The following is a 12,990-nucleotide window of genomic DNA, read 5'->3' as shown; positions in this document are numbered from 1 at the left end:
GCCCGATTCATTTGCAGTCGCGCGGGTGGCGAAATTGGTAGACGCACCAGGTTTAGGTCCTGACGCCAGCAATGGTGTGGGGGTTCGAGTCCCCCCCCCGCGCACCACGAATCTTCAACTTCTGAGAGAAAAAACCATGGCCGTGAACGTGGAAACCCTTGAAAAGCTTGAGCGCAAGATGACGCTGACGCTGCCGGTCGAGACCATCCAGAGCGAGGTCGAGGCCCGCCTGCGCAAGCTGGCGCGCACCGTCAAGATGGACGGCTTCCGCCCCGGCAAGGTGCCGCTGAGCGTGGTGGCGCGCCAGTATGGCTATTCGGTGCAGTACGAGGTGATGAACGACAAGGTGGGCGAGGCCTTCTTCAACGCCGCCAACGAAGCCAAGCTGCGCGTGGCCGGCCAGCCGACCATCACCGAGAAGGAGGGCGCGCCCGAAGGCCAGGTGTCGTTTGACGCCGTGTTCGAGGTGTTTCCCGAAGTGAAGATCGGTGAGCTGTCGGGCGCCGAAGTCGAAAAAGTCACGGCCGACGTGAGCGACGAGGCCATCGACCGCACCGTCGACATCCTGCGCAAGCAGCGCCGCAGCTTCGCACAGCGCGCCAAGGACGCGCCGGCCGAAGATGGCGACCGCGTCACGGTCGACTTTGCCGGCAAGATCGACGGCGAGCCGTTCGAAGGCGGCAAGGCCGAGGACTTCCAGTTCGTCGTGGCCGAAGGCCAGATGCTCAAGGAATTCGAGGACGCGGTGCGCGGCATGAAGGTGGGCGAAAGCAAGACCTTCCCGCTGGCCTTCCCAGAGGACTACCACGGCAAGGACGTGGCCGGCAAGACGGCCGACTTCATGGTCACCGTCAACAAGATCGAGGCCGCCCACCTGCCTGAAGTGAACGAGCAGCTGGCCAAGTCGCTGGGCGTGAAGGACGCCACCGTCGAAGGCCTGCGCGGCGACATCAAGAAGAACCTGGAGCGCGAGGTGAAGTTCCGCCTGAACCAGCGCAACAAGCAGGCGGTGATGGACGCGCTGGTGGCCAAGGCCGAACTGGACATCCCCAAATCCAGCGTGCGGGCCGAAGTCGACCGCATGATCGCCAACGCCCGTGCCGACCTGAAGTCGCGCGGCATCAAGGACGTCGAAAAGCTGCCGATCCCCGAAGACACCTTCCGCCCCGAAGCCGAGCGCCGCGTGCGCCTGGGCCTGGTGGTGGCCGAGCTGGTCAAGGCCAACAACCTGCAGGCCACGCCTGAGCAGCTGAAGGCACAGGTCGAAGAACTGGCCGCCAGCTACGAAAAGCCGGAAGAAGTGGTGCGCTACTACTACGCCGACAACCGCCGCCTGGCCGACGTCGAGGCCATGGTGATCGAGAACAACGTCACCGACCACGTCCTCAAGCAGGCGAAAGTCAGCGAGAAGAAGTTGGGCTTTGATGAGCTGATGGGCCAGCAGGGCTGAGCTTGCTTCTCATTTGATAGCTAGCCACGCAGGCTGCCAGAGCGCACAAGCCGTTTTTCCTTGATAACGGGGCGGTGCCGGGGCAGCGGCGACAATGGGGCTTGGAATCGTTGGGTTCCGGCCCCATTTGCATCTCCAGCAATCCTTTTGGAACTTTCCACATGCGCGACTACGACACTCCCCAGAATCTCGGCCTCATCCCCATGGTCATCGAGCAGTCCGGCCGGGGCGAACGTTCCTACGACATCTATTCGCGCCTGCTGCGCGAGCGCGTGGTCTTCCTGGTGGGCGAGGTCAACGACCAGACCGCCAACCTGGTGGTGGCCCAGTTGCTGTTCCTTGAAAGTGAAAACCCCGACAAGGACATCTCGCTCTACATCAACAGCCCGGGCGGCAGCGTGACGGCGGGCATGTCCATCTACGACACCATGCAGTTCATCAAGCCGGATGTGTCGACCATGTGCCTGGGCTTTGCGGCCAGCATGGGCGCGTTCCTGCTGGCGGCCGGTGCCAAGGGCAAGCGCTACAGCCTCCCCAACAGCAAGGTCATGATTCACCAGGTGCTGGGCGGTGCGCGCGGCCAGGCCACCGACATCGAGATCCAGGCGCGCGACATCCTGCGCACCAAGGCGCAGATGAACCGCATCCTGGCCGAACGTACCGGGCAGCCGCTGGAAAAGATCCAGCACGACACCGAGCGCGACTACTACATGACCGCCGACGAAGCCAAGGACTACGGCATCATCGACCAGGTGATTGCGAACCGACCCTGACCCCCTGTGGCGCTGACGCGCCTTCCCCCAAGGGGGACGCCGCTGGTCGCCGGGGGGACCCCGGCTCGGGCGGCCGCTGGGGTGGCCTGCTCCGCGTCCCTCCGCGCCTGGATTACGGGCGTTGAAGAGGGGCACGGCGCGGCGCTTGCCTGCGCAGGGATTGGGTATCATGCGTCGATCCATCACGAGACTTAGACACAATGGCCGAAAAGAAGGGCTCTTCCAGCGAGAAAACGCTTTACTGCTCGTTCTGTGGCAAGAGCCAGCATGAGGTCAAGAAGCTCATCGCCGGACCGTCGGTGTTCATCTGCGATGAATGCATCGACCTGTGCAACGACATCATCCGCGAGGAAGCGCCCGCCGAGGACGCCACCGCCGCCGCGCGGGGCGATCTGCCGACGCCGGCCGACATCAAGGCCAATCTCGACAACTACGTGATCGGCCAGGAGCGGGCCAAGCGCACGCTGTCGGTCGCGGTCTACAACCACTACAAGCGCCTCAAGCACAAGGAAGAGGCCAAGAGCGGCGATGTCGAACTGGCCAAGAGCAACATCCTGCTGATCGGCCCCACCGGCAGTGGCAAGACGCTGCTGGCGCAGACCCTGGCGCGCCAACTGGACGTGCCCTTCGTCATGGCCGACGCCACCACGCTGACCGAAGCCGGCTACGTGGGCGAGGACGTCGAGAACATCATCAGCAAGCTGCTGCAAAGCTGCAATTACGACGTCGAGCGCGCCCAGCGCGGCATCGTCTACATCGACGAGATCGACAAGATCAGCCGCAAGGCCGACAACCCCAGCATCACGCGCGACGTCTCGGGCGAGGGCGTGCAGCAGGCGCTGCTGAAGATGATCGAGGGCACCCTGGCCAGCATTCCGCCGCAGGGCGGGCGCAAGCACCCGAACCAGGACTTCCTGCAGATCGATACTACCAACATCCTGTTCATCTGCGGCGGCGCCTTTGCGGGGCTCGAGAAAGTGATCGAGGCGCGCACCGAAGCCAGCGGCATCGGCTTTGGCGCCACCGTGCGCAGCAAGCAGCAGCGCTCGATCAGCGAGGCCTTCCAGGAAGTGGAGCCGGAAGACCTGATCAAGTACGGCATCATTCCCGAACTCGTCGGCCGCATGCCCGTGGTGGCCACGCTGGCCGAGCTGACCGAGGACGCGCTGGTGCAGATCCTCACCCAGCCCAAGAACGCGCTGGTCAAGCAATTCGGCCGCCTGCTGCAGATGGAAGGCGTCGAGCTGGAGATTCGTACCAGTGCGCTGAAAGCCATTGCCCGCAAGGCGCTGGCTCGCAAGACCGGTGCGCGCGGTTTGCGCTCGATCCTGGAAGGTGCGCTGATCGACACCATGTTCGAATTGCCGCACACCGCCAACGTGGCCAAGGTCGTCGTCGACGAAAACACCATCGAGGACAGCCAGCCGCCGCTGCTGGTGTACCGCGAAGCGGCTAAAAAGGCTTGAGACTTGCCGGGGCGCTCATGCGCCCAGCCTTTCTGGCGGGACCAGGTTTTGCCTGGTCACGCTTTTGTGATGATTTGATGGGGTGAAAAAATTGCCCCAGCGCTGGTGGATCAAGCGTTTGAAGCTATCAATAACGTAGCATTCTGCGCATACGCCGGCCGCCGCGCACGTGATTTACCCCGACTTTGCACGCCAGGCCCGCCACTGGGTTGAAAATGGCGATTGAGCAGCCATTTTCAGGCTGATCACCTCAAGGATTCTTCATGTCCGGAACCACGCCCTTGCCCGCCACCCCCATCGACCTGCCGCTGCTGCCGCTGCGCGACGTGGTGGTGTTTCCTCACATGGTCATCCCGCTGTTCGTGGGCCGGCCCAAGAGCATCAAGGCCCTGGAAACCGCCATGGCCGCCGACCGCCGCATCATGCTGGTGGCGCAGAAGGCCGCCGCCAAGGACGAGCCGTCGGTCAACGACATGTTCGAAGTAGGCTGTGTGTCGACGATCCTGCAGATGCTCAAGCTGCCTGACGGCACCGTGAAGGTGCTGGTCGAGGGCCAGCAGCGCGCCACCGTGACCGACATCGAGGACGGCGAAGCCCATTTCACCGCCACCGTCACGCCGCTGGAGGCCGACGGCGCTGACAAGGACAACGCCGAAGTCGAGGCGCTGCGCCGCGCCGTGATGCAGCAGTTCGACCAGTACGTCAAGCTGAACAAGAAAATTCCGCCCGAGATCCTCACCTCGATCGCCAGCATCGACGAGCCGGGCCGCCTGGCCGACACCATCGCCGCGCACCTGCCGCTCAAGCTGGAGAACAAGCAGGCCGTGCTGGATCTGTCGAGCGTAAAGGAGCGGCTGGAAAACCTGTTCGAGCAGCTCGAGCGCGAGGTCGACATCCTCAACGTCGACAAGAAGATCCGTGGCCGTGTGAAGCGCCAGATGGAGAAGAACCAGCGCGACTTCTACTTGAACGAGCAGGTCAAGGCGATCCAGAAAGAGCTGGGCGAGGGCGAAGAGGGCGCTGACATTGAAGAGATCGAGCGCAAGATCAAGGCCGCGCGCATGCCCAAGGAGGCGCGAAAGAAGGCCGACGCCGAGTTGAAGAAACTCAAGCTGATGTCGCCCATGTCGGCCGAAGCGACCGTGGTGCGCAACTACATCGACGTGCTGGTTGGCCTGCCCTGGGCCAAGAAGACCAAGATCAAGCACGACCTGGCCTATGCCGAAGAAGTGCTGAACGAAGACCACTACGGGCTGGAAAAGGTCAAGGACCGCATCCTCGAATACCTCGCGGTGCAGCAGCGCGTGGACAAGGTCAAGGCGCCGATCCTGTGCCTGGTCGGGCCACCCGGCGTGGGCAAGACGTCGCTCGGCCAGTCGGTCGCCAAGGCCACCGGCCGCAAGTACGTTCGCATGGCGCTGGGCGGCATGCGCGATGAGGCCGAAATCCGCGGCCACCGCCGCACCTACATCGGCGCCATGCCGGGGAAGGTGCTGCAAAGCCTGAACAAGGTCGGCACGCGCAATCCGCTGTTCCTGCTCGACGAGATCGACAAATTGGGCATGGACTTCCGCGGCGACCCGTCGAGCGCGTTGCTGGAAGTGCTGGACCCGGAGCAGAACCACACCTTCAGCGACCACTACGTCGAGGTCGATTTCGACCTGAGCGACGTGATGTTCGTGGCCACCAGCAACTCGATGAACATTCCGTCGGCGCTGCTGGACCGGATGGAGGTGATTCGCCTGTCGGGCTACACCGAGGACGAGAAGACCAACATCGCCATCAAGTACCTGCTGCCCAAGCAGATGAAGAACAACGGCGTCAAGGACGACGAGCTTCTGGTGACGGAAGAGGCCGTGCGCGACATCGTGCGTTACTACACGCGCGAGGCGGGCGTGCGTTCGCTGGAGCGCGAGCTGTCCAAGATCTGCCGCAAGGTGGTGAAGGCGCTGCAACTCAAGCAGATGGAGCCGCAGGTCAAGGTCACCTCCGAGAACCTGAACGATTTCCTGGGCGTGCGCAAGTTCACCTATGGCCGCGCCGAGCAGCAGAACCAGGTCGGCCAGGTGGTCGGTCTGGCGTGGACCGAAGTTGGCGGCGACCTGCTGACGATCGAAGCCGCGACGATGCCCGGCAAGGGTGCCGTGCAGCGCACGGGTCAACTCGGCGAAGTGATGAAGGAGTCCGTTGAAGCCGCGCGCACCGTGGTGCGCTCGCGCGCCCGCGGCCTCGGCATCAAGGACGAGGTGTTCGAAAAGCGCGACATCCACATCCACGTGCCCGATGGCGCCACGCCCAAGGATGGCCCCAGCGCCGGTATTGCGATGACCACGGCCATCGTGTCCGCGCTGACGGGCATCCCGGTGCGCGGTGAAGTGGCGATGACGGGCGAGATCACGCTGCGCGGCGAGGTCACGGCCATTGGCGGCCTGAAGGAAAAGCTGCTGGCCGCGCTGCGTGGCGGCATCAAGACGGTGGTCATTCCCGAAGAGAACGTCAAGGACCTGCAGGAAATCCCGGCCAACGTGAAGGAAGGGCTGAAGATCGTGCCGGTGAAGTGGATCGACAAGGTGCTGGAAGTGGCGCTGGAGCGCCAGCCAGTGCCTTTGACCGACGACGACGCCGTCACACCCGCCGAGGCAGCAGCGGCGCCGGCCGCCGCCAAGAAGACCACCCGCGGCGCGGCCGTGAAGCACTGAACGCACGCGGTTCGAAATTTTTCGAAGGCACTTGCGAAACAGCGCTTTTTCAGGCTACAATGCAAGGCTTACGACGCGGGAATAGCTCAGTTGGTAGAGCGCAACCTTGCCAAGGTTGAGGTCGCGAGTTCGAGCCTCGTTTCCCGCTCCAAATTCGCAGCCGGTCACCAAACCGGCCGCAGCAAGAAAAGGAAGCTATGCTTCCTTTTTTTGTATCAACCACGGCGCGTTAGCAAAGCGGTTATGCAACGGATTGCAAATCCGTCTAGGGCGGTTCGACTCCGCCACGCGCCTCCACCCCCTCTGTCTACGAATTTGCGCATGGCCCGGCCGCATCGGCGCCAGCCTGCGAGAATGCGGATTTGGCCCCGGTGGTGAAACTGGTAGACACTGCGGACTTAAAATCTGTTTTGTCAAGTCCTTTCTGCTAGAACTACCGAGCCAGAAGGTCAATAGTGACAACAGTTTGCGGGCATCCGAGCTGTAGCTTTGCAGCTAGGCTTGACGGCCAGGGGCCAGCTAGGCGCCAGTAGATGGAGGTAGGTGTTTTCAGTGCGTTGAGCACTACGCCCGAGTGGTGAAATCGGTAGACACAAGGGACTTGAACAATTTGAGCCTTCGGGGGGAAACGCCCGAAGTGAAGCCCGTCAAAGTCGGCGAACGCCCTGGATGCTCTTGCACCCGAGCCAACGCCGAGCCAAGCCCAAGCTGCCGCTTGGGAAGGTGTAGAGAGCAGACGGCGGGCACCTACGGCCGCAAGGCTATGGTGAAGGCGTGCTCCAGACCACGAACGCCCTGCGTTGAGCAGGGCGGCGGCGAAAGTCGAAGTGGTAAGAAAATCCCTCGCCGAAAGGCGTGCCGGTTCGATTCCGGCCTCGGGCACCAATCCAGAGCCGCCCCTGTTCACGCAGGGGCGGCTTTTCCGTTCTTGGGCTGTGTGCGCTTGAATCCCCGATCCCCCGCCATGAACGCCTCCAGCATGTGCGGGATCAGCGTCACGGCATCGATCGCCTCGCCATATGCCTGCGCGTGCAGCGCGGCGTAGCGGTCAAGGTCGGCTTTCAAGCTGGCCGGGCAGGCAAATGTCAGCTTGACGTTCTCGATCTTGGGCAGTGGCCCGAGCCGCAGCTTCTTGGTCGTGCTCATTGCGAAGTTCCCCGATTGAAGAACAGCGGCTGGTACGGTCGCAGCACCAGATCCCGGTTGACGATGATGCGAACCGGCAGGCCGGGCCGGCTGGTCAGCGTCGGCTGGATATTCATATTGCGCCGGGTGATCTCCTGCCCGACCTGATTGATGCTGTCCTGGGCGCTGTCACGTCCGGCGATGACGATGCGGTTGCCGTCCTGGCGGTTCTCCGGCGCGGCCAGCTCTGCGCCGACGCCAAGCAGCGTCGTCAGCACCGCACCGGCAAAGATGCGGTTCCAGTGCCAGTCCACGTCATCCTCCAAGCCCGCGTAGCCGGCCGGGTCGGTGCCGACAAGGTTGTCGAGCGTTAGCGAGGACGTGTCGGGCAGGATGATCCGGTTCCACACCACCTGCACGCGGCTCTGTCCGTAGCTGACCTGGCTGTTGTAGCGCCCGAGGACGCGTGACCCCTGGGGAATCAGCAGGAACTTGCCGGTGGCCGTGTCATAGACCGGCTCCGTCACAGTGCCGATCACGTCGCCCGGCAAGTCCGACTTGATGCCTGTCACCAGCGCGCCGGCGATCACCGTTCCGGCCATCACCTGATAAGGCGACGCGGGCAGCGCCAGATTGCCGGAATTGCGGGTTTCCGTAGAACCGGCTTTCAGGAACGCCTCCTTCTGGTCTTGCCGGTTCTGCACGGCGGTCGGGTCGGCGGGCTGGGCCGCCGTCGAGGCAGGCCCAGCAGCGAGCGGATCGAAGGCCGCAAGCGTGCTTGCAGTCCCCGGCGCTGCCTGCGCGACCGTGGCGGCGGTCTGCCCTTGGCCGCCCGAGCGGAAGAACACCGACGAGGCCGCCGCCGCGTCCGCCTCCTTGCGCAAGGCATCTTCAGGATCATGGCCTGGCGGCGAATAGCCCGGTGTCACCGGCTGCTGCGAAGCGACGATGGCCGGGCCAAGGTCGCCGGGCAACGGCGGCCCCAGCTCGGGCACATCGGGCGGCAAGGCTGGTGGCAGCTTCGAGTAGTCCGTCGGCAGCGCATCCAGCCCTTCGGACTTCGAGACGCGATCGACGTTGTAAAGCTCGGCCTGCTCGCTGGTCCCGCGCCGCTGCGGCTGCAATGACCAGATCGTGGCCCCGAGCACGGCGACCGACAGGCCGCCGGCGAGGATGGCCAGCGTGCGCCGGTTCAGGCGCGTGACCGGGCGCGGCTGGGCGCGCAGCGCCACCGCCTCGGGCGCTACCTTGCCCGTCTGCGGCGTGGCGAGGTCGGGGGTGTCGTCCTGGCTCATGGTCAGTTCCTCCGTGCAACGCCGTCCGTGCGCTCGATTCGCACCACGTCGCCCTTGTCCCCGCCCAGGCGCAGTTCGGCGGCACCGAACAGCCGATCCACGATGTAGTACGGCGAGCGGAAGCGGTAGTTGACCAGTTGCCCGTCGCCTTCTGGCCCGATCACGAACAGCGGCGGCAGCTCGCCTTGCGCGATGCCGGCGGGGAACTGGATATAGACCTTCTGCCCGTCGTCGAAGGCGCGCAGCGGCTTCCACGGCGGGTTGCTACCGCTGACCGCGTAGCGGAAGCGCAGGTTTTCCAGCGACAAGCCGGAGTCCACCGGCGCGGCGGCGCTGGCCGCCTGCGCCTGGCGCTGCAAGGCCAGTATCCGGTCACGCGGATACTCCCAAGAAGCCGACGCCATCCACGTCTTTTCCGTCGAAGCCAACTCCAGCAGGTACGTCCTGCGGTTGGTGGTGATGACGAGATTGGTCTTGAGGCCCGAGCGGATCGGCTTGACCAGCACATTGACGCGCAGGTCAGCACCGCTGCCGCTCGACGTATCGCCCACGATCCAGCGCACGGTATCGCCAGCGGCCACCGTCACCAGCTCCTCGCCCGACTGGAGCGAAATCACGGTCACGCGGCCCACGGCTGCATAGACTTGGTAGAGCGCGCCATCGGTGAACGGCCACACCTGAATCGCGTTGACGTATCCCTCGCGCGTGGGTGCGACGCGCGCCTCGGCATTGGCCCGAGAGACGCGCACCTTCTCGTCGGCTGGCTCCGGCGTGGGCTTGGCGTCCTCGGCTTCGGGCAATGGCTTCAACTGCGCCGGCATCGGCAGCACCTCGGGCACCGCCACCACCTCCACCGGCGCGGGTGGCTCGGGTAGCTGCTGGGCCTGCACTGGCTCATCGAGCGAGATGGTCGGCGGTGGCTTGCCCTGCGTGGCGCAGCCCGCCAGGGCAAGCAAGATCACCGGCAAGGCGGATTTACGGAAAAGATCATTCATGGCTTGGCTCCTTCGGAAGAATCCAGTTCGCGGCTCCACGACAGGCCGTTGACGTAGATGCCCAGGGGGTTCTTGCGCAGGCGTTCTTCGGTGCGCGGCGGCTGGAGCACGATGGACACCACGGCCGTCCACCTCTCCAGGCCCGCCGCGGCGCCGTTGACGTAGCGGCGTTCCGTCCAGCGCACGTTGAAAGACGTATCGCTGGCGCGCACGACGCTGGTGATCTGCACCGTCACCGACTCCTTGCCGATGCGCGCGAACGGATCGTTCACACGCGCGTAGTCGTTGAGCACGGCTGCACCCTTGTCTGTGGTGTGGTCGTAGGCGTCCAGCCAGTTCTGCCGCACCACGATCGGGTCGATGGACAGCGACCGAACCAGCGTGACAAAGCGCGCGATGTGGTGCGCCGTCTGCGCATCGCTGGGCCGGTACGGCGTGGCGGCTTCGCCCACGGCGCGCACTTGGCCCGCGTTGTCCACCTCTACGACGTAGGGCGTCACGAAGGACTGCGCCGAGCGCCACACCAGGCCGCCGGCCATCAACAGCGCGAGCGTGAGGCAGCCGAAGGCCATCAGCCGCCAGTTCTTCGCCTGCACGCGCGGCGTTCCGATACGGTCGTCCCACACCTGGCCGGCAGCTTGGTACGGCGTGGCAGGCTGCGGCGTGTCGGCGTAGCGCACCTGCGGTTTTCTGAATCGCATGGTCAGTTCTCCTTGTGAATCGCTTTAGTCGTCGGAGCCGCGCAGGCTCGGGCCTTGCCCCGAGCCGCCACCGTCGCCGCCGCGCAGCGTGTGCGCGGCGGTGGTCGCGGCGTGGGTGAGTTGCTGGCGGCGATGCAGCCGCTTGGCCCAGGCGGGTTGTTCCGGCTTCTGTGCAGCGGCGCCGCCTGCGGGGGCTTCTCCTGCGGAGGCTTGGCCGACTGACGCGCCAGTGTCGGCCGTCGAGCCATTCCAGCCAGCACGGAACGGAGCGGCCATCCGCTGCCCGGCAGCGGAAGCACGGGATGCTGCGGCGCGTCCGGCGGATTGCGCGCCGGTCTTGGCGACGTTGCCCAAGCCCGCCATCGCGCCCTTTGCGCCGCCGCCAGCGGCGGCGGAACCGGCCTGAAACGTCGACTTCGCACTGCTGGCCGCCGACGTTGCGGCGCGCGCACCGCTACCGGCCAGCTTTGCGGCAGCCGGGGCCATGCGCGCGCCAGCAGCCACGGCGCCACCCACGCCCGTCGCGGCGGCACCGATGACAACGGCCGTGCCGGCAGCGCCGACAGCAGCACCGGCCATTGCGCCCGCGCCGAGCTGCGGCGCACCGGACACAAGGCCCGTGGCGATGCCGGGGCCAAAGATCCCGAGCGCCAGCAAGGTGAGCGAGGCCAGCATGATGACCAGCGCGTGGTCGATAGACGGCTCGGCAGGATGGACTTGGAACTGAGCGAACAAGCCCGAGCCGATACCGACGATCACAGCCAGTACCAGAACCTTGACGCCGGAGGCCACCACGTTGCCCAAGACCTTTTCGGCGAGGAACGCGGTCTTGTTCCAGAGCGCGAACGGCACCAGCACGAATCCGGCGAGCGTGGTCAGCTTGAACTCGATCAGCGTGATGAAAAGCTGGATTGCCAGCACGAAGAAGCACAGCACCACGACCAGCCACGCGAGGAACATCACCACGATGGGGTCGAGGTTCACGAACACTTCGGGAAAGCCTGCCATCTCGCCGATCTGCTCCAGAATCGGCGCCCCGGCGTCGATGCCGGTTTTCGCCAGCCGGCCCGGCTGCAAGAAGTTCTCCATCGTGATGGCCGAGCCGGTGGCGGTGATGCCCAATCCCGCAAACGAGCGGAACACGATGCTGGCCAGCCAGTTGAAGTTGTTGATGATGTAGGCGAAGGCACCGACGTAGAGCACCTTGCGCAGCAGCTTGGCGATCACGTCCTCGCCTTGGCCGGTAGCGTGGCTCATGGCCCAATACAGGCCGGCGATCGTCATGTCGATGACGATCAACGTGGCTGTGAGGAACGCCACTTCGCCCCGCAGCAGTCCGAAACCCGAGTCGATGTAGGCGGCGAATGTGGCGAGGAACTGGTCGATGATGGTCACGTCATTCATGGCGTGTCCTCCGGTGCGGCAGGCAAGGCCGGCGCGATGCCATCGGCCGATTCCTCGAAGCTGGGCGGGATCGGCGGCAGGTCGGCCAGCGTCCGGTATTCGTCTGGCCCGGCCTCGCCGGAAAAGAAGCGCCGCCGGAAGGCTTCGGCGGCGGCGCGGCAAGCGTCCTCGCCCGTGGCCTGCATGACCTGTCGTGGATGGGCCGTGCATTGTTCGCGCAACGCCTTGAGCCGCACTGGATCGGCGGCCAGGGCATCTGCAAGGTGGCCGACCGGCTGCTCGCCGCAAGCGGCCAGCAGCGCGGTACATAGGACGAGGACGCATCGCATGGCGGCCTCCGTCAGTTGCCGTAGAAGTTTACGGACTGCGGTGTGTACGGCGTGCCGTCACCCAGGAAGCGCCGCCGCACCTCGCGGGCGCGCTCCGTGGCCGCCGCCTGCCGCGCCAGCTCCAGCGAGGCAGCCCGGTCTTGCGTGATCTGAAGCCGCTGCGCTTGGATCGACTGCTTGGCCTGCAAGGCCAGCAACTGGTTCATGGCCTGCATCGCCTGCAGCGCGCCCTCGGCCGACTGGCTCTTGCCCACGAGGTCGGCCAGCACGCTTTCGTCTTCGCCCAGGTTCTGCGACACCTGCGCCTGCATCTGCATGGTGGTCTGCAAGCCGTTGAGCGTGTTCTTCCAACGCTCCTGCGCATCGCGGACCATCTGGTCGCCGGTCACGGTGGCGGCGTACTGCTCCGGATACAGGCGCCGGAACTCCCGATCCAGGTTCGTTACGTCGTAGGCTAATCCCCTGGCCTGGGCGATCAGCCGATCGGTCGTCGCCAGATTGGCGCGCAACTGGCCGACCACGCTGGACGGCAGGCTGGCGAGGTTGCGCGCCTGATTCATCAGCATCTGCGCCTCGTTCTGGAGCTGGCGAATCTGGTTGTTGATCTGCTCCAGCGTGCGGATCGCGGTCAGCGTGTTCTGCACATAGTTGGTCGGATCAAAGACGATGCGCCAGGCCAACGCTGGTGACGAGGTCAACAGCGAGAGCGACAACGCGGCGGCGAGCGAAATGGAAAGCGCATGGGTCTTCATG

General features: G+C 64.9%; 11 protein-coding genes and 3 tRNA genes. 7 read left to right on the top strand and 7 right to left on the bottom strand.

Going from position 1 to position 12,990, the window contains the following annotated elements:
* The first annotated feature begins 19 nt into the window (after positions 1 to 19).
* From R0D99_RS11610 to R0D99_RS11580, 7 genes are all read left to right on the top strand, one after another.
* Positions 20 to 107, top strand: a tRNA-Leu gene (locus R0D99_RS11610).
* A gap of 29 nt (positions 108 to 136) precedes the next feature.
* Positions 137 to 1,450, top strand: a complete 1,314-nt coding sequence (gene tig, locus R0D99_RS11605; protein ID WP_317748351.1) for a trigger factor — start codon at positions 137 to 139, stop codon at positions 1,448 to 1,450.
* A gap of 161 nt (positions 1,451 to 1,611) precedes the next feature.
* Positions 1,612 to 2,223 (top strand): ATP-dependent Clp endopeptidase proteolytic subunit ClpP, encoded by a 612-nt coding sequence (gene clpP, locus R0D99_RS11600; RefSeq protein WP_317748350.1) that lies wholly within the window; start codon positions 1,612 to 1,614, stop codon positions 2,221 to 2,223.
* A 200-nt stretch (positions 2,224 to 2,423) separates the two neighbouring features.
* Positions 2,424 to 3,689 (top strand): ATP-dependent Clp protease ATP-binding subunit ClpX, encoded by a 1,266-nt coding sequence (clpX, locus tag R0D99_RS11595; protein WP_317748349.1) that lies wholly within the window; start codon positions 2,424 to 2,426, stop codon positions 3,687 to 3,689.
* A gap of 263 nt (positions 3,690 to 3,952) precedes the next feature.
* Positions 3,953 to 6,388, top strand: a complete 2,436-nt coding sequence (lon, locus tag R0D99_RS11590) for an endopeptidase La (RefSeq protein WP_317748348.1) — start codon at positions 3,953 to 3,955, stop codon at positions 6,386 to 6,388.
* A 75-nt stretch (positions 6,389 to 6,463) separates the two neighbouring features.
* A tRNA-Gly gene (locus tag R0D99_RS11585) sits at positions 6,464 to 6,539 on the top strand.
* Positions 6,540 to 6,611: 72 nt separating this feature from the next.
* Positions 6,612 to 6,685 (top strand) — tRNA-Cys (locus R0D99_RS11580).
* 606 nt (positions 6,686 to 7,291) lie between these two features.
* Here R0D99_RS11580 and R0D99_RS11575 read toward each other — a convergent pair.
* Genes R0D99_RS11575 through trbJ form a run of 7 tightly spaced genes read right to left on the bottom strand, consistent with a single transcriptional unit; the run spans position 7,292 to position 12,989 of the window.
* A complete protein-coding gene (locus R0D99_RS11575; protein ID WP_058907016.1) occupies positions 7,292 to 7,534 on the bottom strand; it encodes a DUF2274 domain-containing protein in 243 nt (80 codons plus the stop codon).
* The gene (locus tag R0D99_RS11570) at positions 7,531 to 8,808 is read right to left on the bottom strand and encodes a TrbI/VirB10 family protein (protein WP_317748347.1); all 1,278 of its coding nucleotides are present in this window, start codon (positions 8,806 to 8,808) and stop codon (positions 7,531 to 7,533) included. Before R0D99_RS11570 ends, R0D99_RS11575 begins: the two co-directional genes overlap by 4 nt.
* Positions 8,809 to 8,810: 2 nt before the next feature.
* A complete protein-coding gene (trbG, locus tag R0D99_RS11565) occupies positions 8,811 to 9,803 on the bottom strand; it encodes a P-type conjugative transfer protein TrbG (protein WP_167814618.1) in 993 nt (330 codons plus the stop codon).
* Positions 9,800 to 10,504 carry a conjugal transfer protein TrbF gene (gene trbF / locus R0D99_RS11560; protein ID WP_103739203.1) on the bottom strand — a complete coding sequence of 235 codons (705 nt, stop codon included), beginning with the start codon at positions 10,502 to 10,504 and terminating at the stop codon, positions 9,800 to 9,802. The genes trbG and trbF overlap by 4 nt, the downstream gene beginning before the upstream one ends.
* Before the next feature lie 24 nt (positions 10,505 to 10,528).
* Positions 10,529 to 11,908, bottom strand: coding sequence for a P-type conjugative transfer protein TrbL (trbL, locus tag R0D99_RS11555; RefSeq protein ID WP_241349742.1), 1,380 nt, complete (start codon positions 11,906 to 11,908; stop codon positions 10,529 to 10,531).
* On the bottom strand, positions 11,905 to 12,237 hold the full coding sequence (locus R0D99_RS11550) for a hypothetical protein (protein ID WP_241349744.1): 333 nt from the start codon (positions 12,235 to 12,237) through the stop codon (positions 11,905 to 11,907). The genes trbL and R0D99_RS11550 overlap by 4 nt, the downstream gene beginning before the upstream one ends.
* Before the next feature lie 11 nt (positions 12,238 to 12,248).
* On the bottom strand, positions 12,249 to 12,989 hold the full coding sequence (gene trbJ / locus R0D99_RS11545) for a P-type conjugative transfer protein TrbJ (RefSeq protein ID WP_241349747.1): 741 nt from the start codon (positions 12,987 to 12,989) through the stop codon (positions 12,249 to 12,251).
* Between the last annotated feature and the right edge of the window lies 1 nt (position 12,990).

This window comes from Ottowia sp. SB7-C50 (genome assembly GCF_033110285.1).
Lineage (GTDB): Bacteria > Pseudomonadota > Gammaproteobacteria > Burkholderiales > Burkholderiaceae_C > Ottowia.
Note: the sequence above shows the minus strand (reverse complement) of the source record. Positions and strands in the feature narration are given on the sequence as shown.

Excerpts from the sequence above, each read along its gene's own strand:
- tig (WP_317748351.1), top strand. The coding sequence starts at position 137 with ATGGCCGTGAACGTGGAAACCCTTGAAAAGCTTGAGCGCAAGATGACG.
- clpP (WP_317748350.1), top strand. The coding sequence starts at position 1,612 with ATGCGCGACTACGACACTCCCCAGAATCTCGGCCTCATCCCCATGGTC.
- clpX (WP_317748349.1), top strand. The coding sequence starts at position 2,424 with ATGGCCGAAAAGAAGGGCTCTTCCAGCGAGAAAACGCTTTACTGCTCG.
- lon (WP_317748348.1), top strand. The coding sequence starts at position 3,953 with ATGTCCGGAACCACGCCCTTGCCCGCCACCCCCATCGACCTGCCGCTG.
- R0D99_RS11575 (WP_058907016.1), bottom strand. The coding sequence starts at position 7,534 with ATGAGCACGACCAAGAAGCTGCGGCTCGGGCCACTGCCCAAGATCGAG.
- R0D99_RS11570 (WP_317748347.1), bottom strand. The coding sequence starts at position 8,808 with ATGAGCCAGGACGACACCCCCGACCTCGCCACGCCGCAGACGGGCAAG.
- trbG (WP_167814618.1), bottom strand. The coding sequence starts at position 9,803 with ATGAATGATCTTTTCCGTAAATCCGCCTTGCCGGTGATCTTGCTTGCC.
- trbF (WP_103739203.1), bottom strand. The coding sequence starts at position 10,504 with ATGCGATTCAGAAAACCGCAGGTGCGCTACGCCGACACGCCGCAGCCT.
- trbL (WP_241349742.1), bottom strand. The coding sequence starts at position 11,908 with ATGAATGACGTGACCATCATCGACCAGTTCCTCGCCACATTCGCCGCC.
- R0D99_RS11550 (WP_241349744.1), bottom strand. The coding sequence starts at position 12,237 with ATGCGATGCGTCCTCGTCCTATGTACCGCGCTGCTGGCCGCTTGCGGC.
- trbJ (WP_241349747.1), bottom strand. The coding sequence starts at position 12,989 with ATGAAGACCCATGCGCTTTCCATTTCGCTCGCCGCCGCGTTGTCGCTC.